We start from the raw sequence: 15,153 nt of genomic DNA on the forward strand, positions 1-15,153 counted from the left end.
GATTAACTCTCCAACACGGCTTGGGCGATAAAGTCACCCATCTGACTGGTTGATTTGGCTTGGTCACGCTTTTCAGCGGGTAACAGCTCACCGGTTAAATAGCCTTCGCTCAATGCCTTAGACACGGCAACATCGATGGCGTTGGCGGCTGCTTCCTGCTTCAGACTGAAACGCAGCAGCATGGCGGCGGATAAGATCTGTGCCACCGGGTTGGCGATACCTTGGCCTGCGATATCCGGGGCGCTGCCGCCTGCTGGCTCATACAAACCGAAGTCATCGGCGTTTAAGCTGGCGGAAGGCAATAAGCCCATAGAGCCGGTGATCATGGCGGCTTCATCCGACAAAATATCGCCAAACAGGTTGCCGCACAGCAGTACGTCAAATTGTGCTGGATAGCGCAACATCTGCATGGTCGCATTGTCGATGTATAGATGATTCAGGGTGACGTCTGGGTAGTCTTTAGCGACTTCTTCAACCACTTCACGCCATAAAATCGATGTCGCTAATACGTTGGCTTTGTCGACTGAGGTGACCACGCCGCCACGACCGCGAGCTGCCTGAAACGCAATGTGTGCGATGCGACGCACCTCTTTGCGAGCGTACTTCATGGTGTCGAAGCCGGTTTCATCTTCGCCTTCACCTTCGCGGCCTTTGGGCTTACCGAAGTAGATACCACCAGTGAGTTCGCGTACGCACAACACGTCAAAACCTGCGGCGGCGATATCGGCACGTAACGGCGCCAATGACTCTAAACCAGGATGGATCTTGGCAGGGCGAAGGTTGCAAAATAGATCAAAGTGGCCACGAAGGGGCAGCAATGCACCACGTTCGGGCTGCTTTTCTGGTGGCAGGCCTTCCCACTTGGGACCACCCACGGAGCCAAATAGGATAGCATCAGAAGCTTCGCAGCCTGCTAATGTGGCTGGAGGTAAAGGTTCACCGTGGTTGTCGATGGCGATGCCGCCGACATCATATTGTTGATAATCGAGGGTGAATCCAAACTTCTGTTGTACGGCGTCCAGCACCTTGATCGCTTCCGCCATTACCTCTGGGCCGATACCATCCCCTGGCAATACCGCAATGCGGTAGTTTTGCTTACTCATTTTTCACCCGCTACTTTAATGTCTTGAATCTCTTGTTTTTTGGCTTCAACGGCCTTTGCTCGGTGAATGTGATTTAACACATGCACCATGGCTTGCGCTGAAGCTTCGATAACGTCTGTTGCAAGGCCCATGCCGTGAAAACGGCGGCCGTTATGCAGGGCGACTATGTCGACCTGACCTAATGCATCTTCACCAGCGCCTTTGGCTCCGATGTGATAATCCTTCATTTCAAATTCGATATTAGTGGCACGGCTAATCGCTTGGTATACGGCATCAACCGGGCCGTTACCTGTCGCCGCTTCACATATAGTTTTGTCACCCGCGCGCAGCTTCACGCTGGAAGTGCTCATGATCCCAGTACCAGATTGTGCAGACAGATAGTCGAGATGATAGTAATCATCTGCGTCATGCATATTGGTGAAGAATACTAAGGCTTCCAGATCGTAATCAAACACCTGACCCTTCTTATCGGCCAGCTTCAAAAAGGCTGCGTATAACTCATCCATGTTGTAGTCATCTACGCCATAACCCATTTCCGCCATGCGATGCTTGATGACATGGCGGCCAGAGCGGCTTGTCAGGTTCAGGACATTTTGGCTTAAACCGATGCTTTCTGGCGTAATGATCTCATAGGTGTTTTTCGCTTTGAGCACGCCATCTTGGTGGATACCTGAAGAGTGGCTAAATGCATTGGCACCCACAATCGCCTTATTAGATTGAACCGGCATGTTGCAAAGCTGGCTGACCATCTGGCTGGTGCGATAAATCTCTTTGGTATTGATGCCCGTGGTGACGTTCGGGAACATATCCTTACGGGTGTTGATGATCATCGCCACCTCTTCCATCGAGCAGTTACCGGCGCGTTCGCCGATACCATTGACGGTACATTCGATTTGGCGAGCGCCTTGTTGCACGGCACTGATAGAGTTGGCTACGGCCAAACCTAAATCGTTATGGCAATGCACCGAGATAATTGCTTTGTCGATGTTGGGCACGCGGTTAAATAGGGTTTGAATAATGCCGCCAAACTCTGATGGGATGGTGTAGCCCACGGTGTCTGGAATGTTGACTGTGGTTGCACCGGCTGTAATGGCGGCTTCGACCATGCGACACAAGTTGTCGATAGGTGTTCTACCTGCGTCTTCGCAAGAAAATTCGACATCATCGGTATAGCGGCGTGCGTGTTTTACCGCGTTGATCCCCATCGCAAGGACATCGTCAAAGTTACGCTTTAATTTACTTTCAACATGGATCGTTGAAGTGGAGATAAAGGTATGAATACGCCCTTGCGCAGCGTTACGTAAGGCTTCGCCTGCCGCATCGATATCTTTTTCAACAGCGCGTGACAAGGCACAAACACGACTGTTTTTGATGGTGTTGGCGATGGTTTGAACAGATTCAAAATCACCAGGTGAAGACACCGGGAAGCCAACTTCCATCACATCAACACCAAGGCGCTCAAGGGCGAGGGCGATCTGTAGCTTCTCTCTCACCGTCAAGCTCGCTGACAGCGCTTGTTCGCCGTCTCTTAAGGTGGTGTCGAAGATGATCACTTGGTCGCTCATGGTGCCCCCTGATGGCGTCTAGTTGCTTTCGCTTAAACAATAAAAAAACCCGCGCTTGCTGCACGGGTTTTTTGTTCTGTCCGGTCGTATTATACGGTCGGCATGACAAACCCGCGCAGGCGAACTGCGAGCAGTAGTAGGTTTAGTCGTAGGATATGCCGAATTGAATTCACGTTACCGTCAGTTTTGTAATGTCAATATCACTAATGCTGCTATGTGTACTTTGTGATAGGGGTTACTGTCAAGAGATATTTCCATCTGAGTTTATTTAAGGATGAGATTAAGAGCGTGCGCTAGCCCCCAGTTGTACTACGCAACGGGTTGTTGTTGCTCGCCTTTTGCTATTGATTTGCTAGCATGATAGATGCCGTGCGCTATTGCACAGGGAGTTTTATGTCTGGGATAACGGCAAGATGAAACTAAGGAATCTATTCCTGTTCGGGGTTGGCAGTATCGTGCTGCTGTCACTGGTGTCTGTGGGGCTGTTAACTGCGGCAGCCTACCGTGAAGCGCTACTTGAACAAACCGAACTGCGGTTAAGTACGCTCGCCGATTCTCAAGCGAAGCGCATTGAAGCGTATCTGCGTCAAAGCCGGGAGCGGGTTGCATTGATCGCCAGCCGCACCCAGTTGCGTCGCTCTTTGCTGACCTATAACAACACGGGGGATACGCAAGAGCTGATCCGTATCCGTCGTATCCTCAAAGATGCCCAATTCACTTTGCCTGATCTGTTTGCTGTTTCTGTTCTCGACCTTAAGGGCCGGCTGGTAGCCAGCTCAAATGAGGGGCTGATTGGACGGAATATGGCAGAGCATCGGGCGTTTATCATCGGCTCCTCCCGGGTGCAAACCGGTATCTATGAGCGGGAAGGTGGCTTAATCCTAAATTTACTTAGTGCGCCATTGGTGCTGGAAAGTGATTTTTTAGGGGTAATCTTGGTACATAGCCGCGTCAGTGGGGTTTTTGATGTCAGCTCTGACTACAGTCATTTAGGTGAAAGCGGTGAGACTTTAGTCATTAGTTACAACAAAGAAGGCAAGCCTGTTTATCTCACTCCCCGACGTTTTGTTCCCAGCAAAGTGCTGGTTGAGATCGCCAGCGATGATGAAAGTTCGCCTGAAATGTTGGCGTTAGCCGGGCAAGAACAGTTTATTGAACAAGCGACGGGCTACCACGGCTTGCCTGTAGTCGCTGCCGTTCGTTATCTGGCAGAAGCGGATTGGGGGTTGGTTGTTACCCTTAATCACGAGGAAGCATTTGCATCACACGCCGCGATGACAAATCGGTTACTGATTATCGCGGGCACGGTTTTGCCACTGGCACTGTTGCTGATCATTATCGTTGTGCGCCGGGTAACGAAGCCGTTGCTGGGGCTGACTAAGGTCGCTGCGGGTATCAAACTAGGGAATTACGACCAGCGAGTGACAGCTACGGGAGCATTGGAAGTGCGACTGCTGGCAGATACGTTCAACCAGATGGCTGACTCCATGACCAAGCTCAATCGGGAGTTGAATGACAGTAATTTGCAACTTGAAGATGTGTTGGGGCAACGCACCGCTGAACTTGAGTTAATGACGCGTGCCGAACAGCAAGGACGTGCGCTGTTGGAGGCGTCCCCAGATGCCATTTTGGTGGTTAACCATGAGGGGGTGATCACCGTAGCCAATGAGCGTGCGATCCAACGTTTCGGTTATCGTCATGACGAGTTGGTGAGCGGCTCAGTGGAAATGTTGATCCCGTTTAATAGGCGGGTTCAGCATAGCTCGTGGATGGCCCAGTATTTTGCCGACCCCAGAATGAGAACCATGGGCGCAGGACTGGACATCTTAGCCATGTGTAAAAACGGCGCCATGTTTCCTGCCGAAATCAGCTTGAGCCCCATAGAGTTGGAACAGGCTAAATTGGTGTTGGTGACCATACGGGATATCACTGAACAGAAGCTTTCTCAGGAAGCGTTGCTGGAAAGTGAGCATCGACTTAATTTAGCGATGACAGCATCTAATGACGGTATCTGGGACTGGCAAATACAAACTGGGGAAGTTTATTTTAGTCCTCGTTGGTATGGCATGTTGGGTTACCAGCCTGGCGAACTGCCTAATGTCTTGGAAACCTTCTCCCACCTAATGCATGACGATGATCGTGACGCGACATTCGAAGCTGTACAGGCGGTGATTGATAACCCCGAACTGCGTAACTATCAGCGTGAATTTCGCATGCGTACCAAGCAGGGGGGATATCGCTGGATCCTCGCTCGAGGCTCTGTCACCGAGCGCAATGAGCAGGGCGAAGCACTGCGTATGGTGGGAACCCACATCGACATCACTAGCCGCAAAGCGGTTGAGGAAGCGATGCGGGAAAGTGAGCGCAAAGTTTCACTGTTGATGAGTAACTTGCCGGGCATTGCCTACCGTTGTGCCAATGACACCCATTGGACGATGGAATACCTGAGTCCTGCATTTCATAAAGTGACCGGCTACGCCACTGAACGTTTTGTGATGGGTGGCGACAGCCAGTTCAGTGAGATTATTCATCAGCAGGATCGCGATCGTGTTTGGGCGGAAGTGCAGGGCGCGGTAGCGAAGCGCGAACAGTACACCGTTGAGTATCGTATTCTCCATGCTGACGGCAGCTACCGTTGGTTATGGGAGCAGGGTGCCGGTGTATTTGATGAGAATGGCAAACTGCAGGCGCTAGAGGGCTTTATGATGGATGACACGCAACGTCGCCATGCCCAGGATCAGTTGTATCGCCTGAATGAAGAGCTTGAAGATCGCGTCAGGCTGCGCACATCCGAGTTAAAGCACACCAATGAAGCCCTACTTGGAGCGAAACAGGAAGCTGAAAAAGCCAATCGCGCTAAGAGTGAATTTCTGGCCAATATGAGCCACGAAATTCGTACACCAATGAATGCGATCCTTGGTTTATCGCAATTGGCGCTAAGTACGTCGTTGGATGAGCGGCAAAAAGATTATGTCAGTAAAATTTGGGGGGCTTCCAATAGCCTGCTCGATATCATCAATGACATTCTTGATTTCTCCAAAATTGAAGCTGGCAAGATGGATCTGGAAGATGCGCCATTCTATGTCGAAGATGTGATTGAAAATGCTTCCAGTGTCGTGCAGTTAAAAATCCAGGAGAAAGGCCTGAAACTGAATGTCGATATTGGCCAAGATGTGCCGGATCGGATGATGGGGGATTCCCTTCGTATTGGCCAGGTTTTGATTAACTTGATTAACAATGCGGTGAAATTTACCTCCGAAGGTAGTATCTCAATCAAGGTGACGAACCTACGTGGCAGTGAGGCGGAAACGTATTTGCAGTTTGCTGTGACCGACACGGGGATCGGCATTTCAGCAGCACAGTGTGAGCTGCTCTTCAAAGCGTTTACGCAGGCGGATTCGTCCACCACGCGTAAATACGGTGGTACCGGTTTGGGATTAACGATTTCTCGCCGTCTCGTCGAGATGATGGGGGGGGAGATCTGGGTGCAAAGTGAGCCAGATAAAGGCTCGACTTTCTTCTTTACTATCCGTGGCAGCAACGAAATTTTGGTAGAAGAGAGTGCGCTGGAAAGTTACGCCGACGACCGTATATTGAGAGATATTTTGCATAATAAGCAGGTCTTGTTGGTTGAAGATAATCAGATTAATCAACAGGTAGCGCAGGAGATGCTGAGATTGGTCGGGATCGATGTCAGCATAGCGAATCATGGTCAGGAAGCGCTGACACTGTTAGATAAGCACCAATTTGATGCCGTGCTGATGGATGTACAGATGCCGGTATTAGATGGTTATGAGGCGACGAGGGCGCTGCGGAAAATCCCCCGGTTTGCCGAACTTCCCGTCATCGCGATGACGGCCAATGCCATGGCCGGTGATCGTGAAAAGTGTCTTGCTTCTGGGATGAACGATCATATTTCGAAACCGGTACTGCAAGAAGATCTATACCGCACATTAGCGTTGTGGATAGATCCGGATCGCGCATTGGCCTCTTCTCTTGAAGCGGGCGCTGGTGATCGTCCCTCTAGGGAGGCTGAGGAGGTTGTGCTCGATGCTGATTTTGGTTTACGCCAGATGTCCGGCAATAAGAAGGCATGGCACTCAACTCTGGATATATTCGCCCGTGATTATCAAGAGGTTGTAGGTCGGCTCCGCGCTTTTGAACAGCAGCAGAATTGGCAAGAAGCTGAACGGGTTGCGCATACGCTAAAAGGGGTTGCGGCAAACTTAGGAATGACCAAGTTGGCGGCGATATCCGCTGTGTTTGAAGCCAATTATGGACAACAGAATGCTGCCACAGCGCAAGCGTTCGATGATCTGACGAAAGCGGTTGCGGATGTGATGGCTGAAATTGAGCGGTTGCAGCTGGAGCAATCTGTACCTGCATCGCTCCCTGATGAGCAGACCAACGAGGTGGATGTTGCGCTACTGTGGCAAACCCTACGGCAGAAGTTGCAAGACAATGACTTTATCGCTGATGACGAGCTGGATCAGCTAGCGACAGCGTTGCCTGAGCAACAAGAGGATTTTGAGTTATTGCGACAACATATTGATAGCTTTGATTATGAACAAGCGCTGCTGGTGGCTGATAAGTTACTGGCGGGCTTATCTAGTTGAGCTTTTGTAAGCCGATTTACCAGACCCTGATGGTCAGAGTCTGGTGGGCTTAATTGCAATCAACTTAAAAACCATACCGCAGCTTCAACCCGGCTCTTCATGCCTAGTTTTTTCAGTAGGCTTTTAACGTGAACTTTTACTGTCCCTTCTGAGATATGCAGCGTCTCGCCAATCTCGCGGTTACTGTTGCCTTTGGCGATAAGCGCCAGGATCTCGCTTTCCCGACGGGTGATAGCACTGAGCTTTTCATCTTTCGGGGTCTGTTCCGCCTGTGGCCGTTTTAGCAGGTAGCCTGCGATCTCTTTACTCAGCACTTGCTCACCATTGGCAGCCAAACGCAAAGAGCTCAGCATATGCTCTGGCTCCATATCTTTTAGCAGATAACCATTAGCGCCTTGGCTGAGCATGGAGATGACATCTTCGTAGGCATCAGAGACGGTTAATGCGATGACATGACAGTCGACGCCCTCTGCACGTAGCTCCTTGAGGGTGTCTAAGCCGCTCATGCCTTTCATATTCAGATCGAGCAAGATAAGGTCTGGGCGTCGGTGCAGTGCTAATGCAACCGCTTCTTCACCGTTGCTAGCCTCGCCAACTAACTGAAATGCTTCATCTAATGCCAGCAATTGGATAACGCCTTTGCGCATCAATGGATGATCATCTACGACTAATACGCGATGCATCTGACTACTCATCACTTCTCCCTTATTTACGTGACGCTGTTACCAACCGCTGGAAAACAGAGCGACACTAAAGTACCACCGTCAGGCTTATTTGCAATTTCCAACCCACCATCGAGGGATTCCGCGCGCTCTTTCATGATCGCCACGCCGTAGTGGTGAAGCTTGTTCGGTACTTCACCGCCGATCCCTTTGCCATCATCTTCTACCTGAATGTCGATCTTACCTTCGCCGTCATAAACACAGCGTACAAAGATCTGTTTAGCATCAGCATGTTTGATGGCGTTTATCACCGCTTCGCGAACAATCTGTAGCACGTGGATGTACTGATGGGGGGGTAATGGGTATTCAGATACGCGATAATCCAGTTGCAGTTGCGCCTCGGTTTGAGGTTGTAACTGTTTGAGCACGGTATTGATGGCTGTTTTTAGGTTGTCATCTTTCACCGATAGGCGGAACGTACTGAGCAGTTCGCGCAGTTGTCGATACGCAGAGTTTAGGCCGGTATTCAGATCTGCCATAATTGCACTGCTTGGGCCTTCGACGTCCTGGGTTGCGCGTCGCAGTAGTGTCAATTGGATCTTCAGATAAGAGAGAGATTGAGCCAGCGAATCATGCAGCTCGCGGGCGATAATCGAACGCTCTTCCATCAGCAAAAGTTGCTGCTCTTGCTGCAGCAATAACTCTACGTGCAACACTTTTGATATCAGCCGGCTGAAGGTAGACATCAATCGTAGTTCATTTTCATCCAACTCTTCAGCTGAGATTAATTCCAGATGCCCCAGCGATATATCGTTTATGTAAAGGGCAAAACAGACCCTTGGCCCGCCTACGGTCATATCGCCTACGCTACTTCTGTCTCGCAGCGCGTGGGCCAGCTGTGGATTAATGGTGGCTTGCATCGCGTTGATACGGGTGTTATCGATGATTTTATTCATTAGCTCAGTGATCTGGGCATCATCAACATGGCTGACATGCACAGCTTCCGAGCACTGAAACAGTACTGATAAGGTGTTGTTGGCCAAGTGTAGCTTTTCAGTTTTCTCTGCCACTTTCTGGTTTAGGTCTTCGTACAGCTTGGCCAGGTCCGCGGCCATGTCATTAAAGGCATCAGACAGCAAACCTAGCTCGTCGGCTTTACCTGTTTTCACTTTCACTGAGAAATCGCCACGCTTCACTTGATAGGCGGCATGAAGCAGTAACTTAAGCGGCTGTACCACCTGATTGCTGACGAAGCGTATGGCAAAGACGGCCGTGGCAAGCAGCACCAGCAAGCAGATCGCTTCAAATAGCACCAACATAGCCACTTTGTCTTCTAGGTGGCTTTGCAGTAGAAACACCAGTTTGTCGATACGGTCGACAAAGCTTTTTACTTCTGCCAGATACAGCGGCCGCTTTGCCGGGTCAGTGAGGTGTGCTTTAAGCACTTGCCACTCATCAAGGATCGCTTGGTATTTACGTTTCAGCGGCGGTGGTGTGTTGCGATCTAATAGTTTGGCTAAGGCGGGTTCATGCAGAGAGTGTTCAAATGCCACTATTTTGGCTTGGATCTCTGCTTCTGGCGCTTTGGTTTCGATACTGTAGGCCATGCGGTAGTTTTGCATCCGCAATGAACCAGAGACATTAATCGCACGGGCGTCAGAATGGCTTTGTAACAGGGTAAGTATCGACACCGAGATAGCGAGTGCGGCCATTACTACCATCAGTGTCATGGTGCGGCTGATCACCCGAGTCAGTGAATGTTTCGGAACAGATGGTTGTGTTTCAATGTCTTGCAGTGTTTTGGTCATCCAATTACCTGATACAAATCAACATAGGTTTCGAATTTAGTTCAAATTACCACTTAGGGGTGATTGTTCCTAATCGGTGTTTATGAGGTAGACTTGAATATGCACAACTGTGCAGACACCGAGCCCTCTCGCCCTAAGTTTTCTGCTGTGGCTGAGTAATAAGGAGTGGGGGCCGTGGCAATTTCGCCACCAGGGTTGCCGTAGAAATGCGTCAGCCTCCCATGCTTGGAAAGGTGCCCATGACTCAACTTGAAGATGGTTTCGGCCGTCAATTTTACTATTTGCGCCTATCGATAACAGATGTGTGTAACTTTCGTTGCACCTACTGTTTGCCTGATGGCTATCGCCCTAACGGGCGGAACTACTTTATTACTCAAGCAGAAGTGGCGCGTATTACCCGCGCATTCGCCGCGTTGGGAACGCAAAAGGTGCGTATTACTGGTGGCGAGCCGACCATGCGTAAAGACTTTACTGAGTTGTTGCGCACGGTGGCAGATACGCCAGGGATAACCAAAGTGGCACTGACGACAAACGGATATCGTTTAGCAAAGCATGCGCAAGAGTGGCGTGATGCCGGCCTGACCCATCTGAATGTCAGCGTCGATAGTCTTGATCCGAAGATGTTTCATCAAATCACCGGAGAGAACCTGTTTCATGAGGTGATGGCCGGGGTTGATGCGGCGCTTGATGCCGGGTTTGAGCAGGTCAAACTGAACAGCGTGTTGCTTAAGGGCTTAAACGGCAAAGAGCTGGATCAGTTTCTAGACTGGATAAAGACCCGCCCAGTGGAGATGCGGTTTATTGAATTGATGCAAACGGGTGAAATGGATCAGTTTTTTGAACGGCACCACATGAGCGGAGAGCAGATCAAGCAGCGGATGTTGCAGCAAGGCTGGCAATCGGTTTTGCGAGAAAAAGACGCCGGACCCGCCGAACGTTTTTGGCACCCTGATTATGCGGGCAAATTGGGTTTGATCATGCCTTACAGTAAAGACTTCTGTGCAGGCTGCAATCGATTGCGGGTGTCTGCGCAAGGCAAGCTTCATTTGTGTCTGTTCGGAGAAGGCGGCGTAGAGTTGCGTGACCTCTTAGCCGCAGATGAGCAACAGGGCGAGTTAATCGCTAGATTACAATCTGCCTTACAGACCAAGCGTGAAACTCACTATTTGCATCAAGGAGATGCAGGCAGTACCCCTCATTTGGCCTCTATCGGTGGCTAATCCCTAAAGTCTCTTTCGTGGTCTAAACTCATATTAATAAAAAACTGTTATCAGGCTCCCATTTTTGGGCTTGGCCTGATGGCTAGCCTGCTGATTTTGATAGAGATCATAGAATGAGTTAGTGCTCTAAGTTGTTCCCTTCATTTATCTCTTTAGGGATAGCGGCAAAGGGTTGGTTAAAGATTACTCTAAGTGTATTCGATTAAGAGGTAGCAACTGTGGCTGATTCCCCATCCGTTCCAGAAGAGCTTTCGCCTGAACAGCAAAAACGCTGGGAGTGGCGCATGTTCCTTTTCCTTACTGTGGTGTTGGCGCCAGCCATTACTGTGGGTTTGGTTACCGCCTATGGCTTCGCTATCTGGTTTTCACAACTGTTGATGGGCCCTCCTGGATCGTAAGTAGATGACCACGGTTAACTTGGCCCGGCGTGCATTGTTCCGTCAGCCGGAACGCCTTTCTCAACCTTTGCGTCCACCATGGGGACAGGCGGAGCATCTATTCACAGATCTGTGTACCCGTTGTAGTGACTGTTTAGATGCGTGTCCCACAGGTCTGATTAAAATCGGTAGCGGTGGTTTTCCTGAAGTCGATTTTTCTGCTGCCGAATGTACGTTTTGTGGTGATTGCGTTGATGCATGTCAGACCGACGCACTGAGCAGACAAGAGGATCAACAGGCGTGGGATTATCGGGCAGAAGTGCAAGAAGATAGCTGCTTATCTTTACGAGGTATTTTTTGTCGAAGCTGCAGCGATCCATGCGACTCACGAGCGATTACGTTTCGTTTGCACGTTGGTGGCAAGGCGCAGCCAGAGATTGATTTGCAGGCGTGTACTGGGTGTGGTGCTTGTGTTGCCCCCTGTCCTGCGTCGGCGATAGTGATTAAACCAGAGGATGCTCTAAATGAGTGAGCCAGATATTGTGCATATCTCCAGTTTGGTGGTGCATTTTAAGCCTGAATTCTTAACCCCAATTTCGGCGGCGTTAACCAATATTCATGGCTTAGAGATCCAAGGCCACAACGATACCGGAAAAATGGTGGTGACCCTCGAAACAGCAACAGAGCATCCGGTACTAGATGCCATACGAGACATCAATGAACTGCCAGGCGTGTTAAATACCAGCTTGGTGTTTCACCAGATAGATGATGCCAGTGCGCAGGAAGAGAGCTTACCTGTCACGGTTAATGTGGGAGAAGAAGCGCTATGAAAGTGACACGTCGATCGTTTATTAAGGCCAATGCTGCAGCTACTGCGGCGGCTGTGGCAGGCATTACCTTACCTGTGAGTGCGAGTAATCTGATTACTGCCTCAGACCAAACTAAATTGAAATGGTCAAAAGCGGCTTGCCGTTTTTGCGGTACCGGTTGCAGTGTCAATGTTGCCACTAAGGGCGGTAAGGTCGTGGCCACCCATGGTGACATTAAATCACCTGTAAACAAGGGGTTGAACTGCGTTAAGGGTTACTTCCTGTCAAAGATCCTCTATGGCAAGGACCGGTTAACGCAGCCGTTGTTGCGAAAGAAAAACGGTAAATATGATAAGCAGGGTGAGTTTACACCGGTGAGCTGGGACGAAGCGTTTGACGTCATGGCTGACAAGTTTAAGCAAACTTTGAAAGAGAAAGGCCCTGAAGGCGTGGGTATGTTTGGCTCAGGTCAATGGACAGTGATGGAAGGCTATGCCGCCGTCAAACTGATGAAGGCGGGTTTCCGCTCTAATAACATTGAACCCAACGCGCGTCATTGTATGGCGTCGGCAGTCGCAGGTTTTATGCGTACGTTCGGCATCGATGAGCCAATGGGCTGCTATGACGATATCGAAGCTGCCGATGCATTTGTGCTGTGGGGCTCAAATATGGCTGAGATGCACCCGATTTTGTGGACACGTCTCACCGATCGCCGACTCAGCGCACCTCATGTCAAAGTGGCTGTGCTGTCCACCTTCGAACACCGCAGTTTTGAACTGGCCGATATACCGGTGGTATTCACGCCACAAACTGATTTGGCGATGCTAAATTATATCGCTAACTACATCATTCAGAACGACAAAGTGAACTGGGACTTTGTTGATAAGCATACCAATTTTCATATGGGGAACGATGATATTGGTTATGGCTTGCGAGACGAACACCCACTGCAGAAAAAGGCTAAAAACGCCGGAAAAGCGGGTGGTTCAAGCAAGATATCTTTTGAAGAGTACGCCAAGTTTGTCAGTACATACGACGCGGCCTACGTGTCTAAACTTTCTGGTGTACCAGAAGCCAGTTTAGAGAAGCTGGCGAAACTGTATGCTGATCCCAAAACGAAAGTAACATCGTTTTGGACCATGGGTTTCAACCAACATACCCGTGGGGTTTGGTGTAACAACCTGATTTATAACATTCACCTGCTAACTGGAAAGATATCGACACCGGGGAATAGTCCATTTTCACTGACCGGTCAGCCGTCGGCTTGTGGTACTGCACGTGAAGTGGGTACGTTTAGCCATCGCTTACCTGCCGATATGCTCGTGGCCAATCCTAAGCATCGCGCGACCGCGGAGAATATTTGGAAGTTGCCAAGTGGCTTGATCCCTGCCAAGCCGGGATTACACGCGGTAGCTCAAAGCCGAGCGCTGAAAGACAGCAAGATTAATGCTTACTGGATCCAAGTGAACAATAACTTGCAAGCCGCCGCCAATATGAACGAAGAAACCTATCCGGCTTATCGTAATCCGGATAATTTCATCGTTGTGTCTGACGCTTATCCAACGGTGACAGCCGAAGCCGCAGACCTGATATTACCGAGTGCGATGTGGGTTGAGAAAGAGGGTGCCTATGGTAACGCGGAACGTAGAACTCAGACTTGGTATCAGTTGACCGATGCGCCCGGCGAGGCGCGCTCTGATACATGGCAGTTGATGGAGTTTTCCAAGCGTTTCACCACCGATGAGGTTTGGCCTGCAGATCTGCTTGCCGCTAATCCAGAGTTTAAAGGCAAAACCCTTTATGAGGTGCTGTACCGAAACGGCAATGTAGATAAATTCCCGCTGGAACAGATCAGCGATGAGTATCAAAACCAAGAATCCAAACATTTTGGTTTTTATGTGCAAAAAGGCTTGTTCGAAGAATACGCGACGTTTGGTCGCGGTCATGCGCACGATTTGGCCGACTACGAGGTTTACCATCAAGAGCGAGGCCTGCGTTGGCCAGTGGTTGATGGCAAAGAGACGCTCTGGCGTTTTCGGGAAGGCTCTGATCCTTACGTGAAGCCGGGTAAAGGTTTTGAGTTTTACGGTAAGCCGGATGGCCGCGCGATCATTTTTGCGCTGCCATACGAGCCAGCGGCTGAATCTCCTGATAAAGAATACCCATTATGGTTGTCGACCGGACGCGTGCTAGAGCATTGGCATTCCGGGTCTATGACGCAGCGGGTGCCCGAACTGCATAAAGCGGTTCCTAATGCGCTTTGCTACATGCATCCAGACGATGCTCTGGCGCTTGGGGTGCGTCGCGGTGAGGAAGTGAAAGTGACTTCTCGTCGTGGCGAGATCAGAACTCGGGTAGAGACGAGAGGCCGAAATAAGCCACCTAAAGGGCTGGTATATGTACCTTGGTTTGATGCCACGCAGCTGATTAACAAAGTGACATTGGATGCCACAGACCCCATCTCGAAACAGACTGACTTTAAAAAGTGCGCTGTTCGTGTAGAAAAAGCATAGGAGAGAGGATCATGAGAGTTTTAATCGCAACTTTTGGCCTGCTCTCTATGCTGATTGCAGGTGCTGTGGTCGCCAAAGTGGAAGTGGCTACCCTCAGGGGAAGTACTGAACTCACTGAACAGGGTAAGCCACCCATGATGGCGCCAGTGGTCAACGAAGATGTGAAGTTACAGCGGGCGTATCCAATGCAGCCGCCGATCATTCCACATAAGATTGATGGCTATCAAGTTGATTTAAATAGTAATAAATGTCTTAGCTGTCATTCGAGAAAGAGAACCGCTGAAAGTCAGGCGCCGATGGTGAGTGTGACCCACTTTATGGATCGGGACGGGAACTTTCTTGCGGATGTCTCTCCGCGCCGTTATTTCTGTCAGCAGTGCCACGTCACTCAGGATAAGGTTAAGCCTTTGATTGAAAATGAGTTCAAGGATGTGGATTTGGTGCTGAAAGAGAAAAGCGCCGAACAGGTGAAATGAGGCC

The 15,153-nt window shown here is 50.0% G+C and carries 11 protein-coding genes and 1 riboswitch; of the genes, 7 read left to right on the forward strand and 4 right to left on the reverse strand.

What is annotated here, in order from left to right; all coding sequences use genetic code 11:
• Positions 1–2 precede the first annotated feature (2 nt).
• Together leuB and leuA are read right to left on the reverse strand one after the other, a co-directional pair.
• On the reverse strand, positions 3–1,103 hold the full coding sequence (gene leuB, locus DU002_RS04190; protein ID WP_114337108.1) for a 3-isopropylmalate dehydrogenase: 1,101 nt from the start codon (positions 1,101–1,103) through the stop codon (positions 3–5).
• Positions 1,100–2,668, reverse strand: coding sequence for a 2-isopropylmalate synthase (gene leuA, locus DU002_RS04195; RefSeq protein ID WP_114337109.1), 1,569 nt, complete (start codon positions 2,666–2,668; stop codon positions 1,100–1,102). Before leuA ends, leuB begins: the two co-directional genes overlap by 4 nt.
• 413 nt (positions 2,669–3,081) lie before the next feature.
• On the opposite strand from leuA, the gene DU002_RS04200 reads away from it, so the two are divergent.
• Positions 3,082–7,284: a PAS domain-containing protein gene (locus DU002_RS04200; RefSeq protein WP_114337110.1), complete on the forward strand. Its 4,203-nt coding sequence runs from the start codon at positions 3,082–3,084 to the stop codon at positions 7,282–7,284.
• A 59-nt stretch (positions 7,285–7,343) separates the two neighbouring features.
• On the opposite strand, the gene narL is transcribed toward DU002_RS04200, so the two are convergent.
• Together narL and narQ are read right to left on the reverse strand one after the other, a co-directional pair.
• On the reverse strand, positions 7,344–7,979 hold the full coding sequence (narL, locus tag DU002_RS04205) for a two-component system response regulator NarL (protein ID WP_114337111.1): 636 nt from the start codon (positions 7,977–7,979) through the stop codon (positions 7,344–7,346).
• Positions 7,980–7,993: 14 nt separating this feature from the next.
• The gene (gene narQ, locus DU002_RS04210; RefSeq protein ID WP_114337112.1) at positions 7,994–9,754 is read right to left on the reverse strand and encodes a nitrate/nitrite two-component system sensor histidine kinase NarQ; all 1,761 of its coding nucleotides are present in this window, start codon (positions 9,752–9,754) and stop codon (positions 7,994–7,996) included.
• A 104-nt stretch (positions 9,755–9,858) separates the two neighbouring features.
• A riboswitch (molybdenum cofactor riboswitch) is annotated at positions 9,859–10,006 on the forward strand.
• Between narQ and moaA the strand changes: the two genes are divergently transcribed.
• From moaA to DU002_RS04240, 6 genes are all read left to right on the forward strand, one after another.
• Entirely contained in the window at positions 9,994–10,974 is a 981-nt protein-coding gene (gene moaA / locus DU002_RS04215) for a GTP 3',8-cyclase MoaA (RefSeq protein ID WP_114337113.1), read from the forward strand. Its footprint overlaps the riboswitch before it by 13 nt.
• 218 nt (positions 10,975–11,192) lie before the next feature.
• Positions 11,193–11,372, forward strand: a complete 180-nt coding sequence (locus DU002_RS19475) for a periplasmic nitrate reductase, NapE protein (RefSeq protein ID WP_233496412.1) — start codon at positions 11,193–11,195, stop codon at positions 11,370–11,372.
• 4 nt (positions 11,373–11,376) lie between these two features.
• Positions 11,377–11,883, forward strand: coding sequence for a ferredoxin-type protein NapF (gene napF, locus DU002_RS04225; RefSeq protein WP_114337114.1), 507 nt, complete (start codon positions 11,377–11,379; stop codon positions 11,881–11,883).
• Complete coding sequence (locus DU002_RS04230; protein WP_114337115.1) at positions 11,876–12,181, forward strand: chaperone NapD; 306 nt, start codon at positions 11,876–11,878, stop codon at positions 12,179–12,181. Before napF ends, DU002_RS04230 begins: the two co-directional genes overlap by 8 nt.
• Positions 12,178–14,673: a nitrate reductase catalytic subunit NapA gene (gene napA, locus DU002_RS04235; RefSeq protein ID WP_170308590.1), complete on the forward strand. Its 2,496-nt coding sequence runs from the start codon at positions 12,178–12,180 to the stop codon at positions 14,671–14,673. Before DU002_RS04230 ends, napA begins: the two co-directional genes overlap by 4 nt.
• A gap of 11 nt (positions 14,674–14,684) precedes the next feature.
• The gene (locus DU002_RS04240) at positions 14,685–15,149 is read left to right on the forward strand and encodes a nitrate reductase cytochrome c-type subunit (RefSeq protein WP_114337116.1); all 465 of its coding nucleotides are present in this window, start codon (positions 14,685–14,687) and stop codon (positions 15,147–15,149) included.
• Positions 15,150–15,153: the final 4 nt, after the last annotated feature.

Origin of the sequence: Corallincola holothuriorum (genome assembly GCF_003336225.1) — a bacterium.
Lineage (GTDB): Bacteria > Pseudomonadota > Gammaproteobacteria > Enterobacterales > Neiellaceae > Corallincola > Corallincola holothuriorum.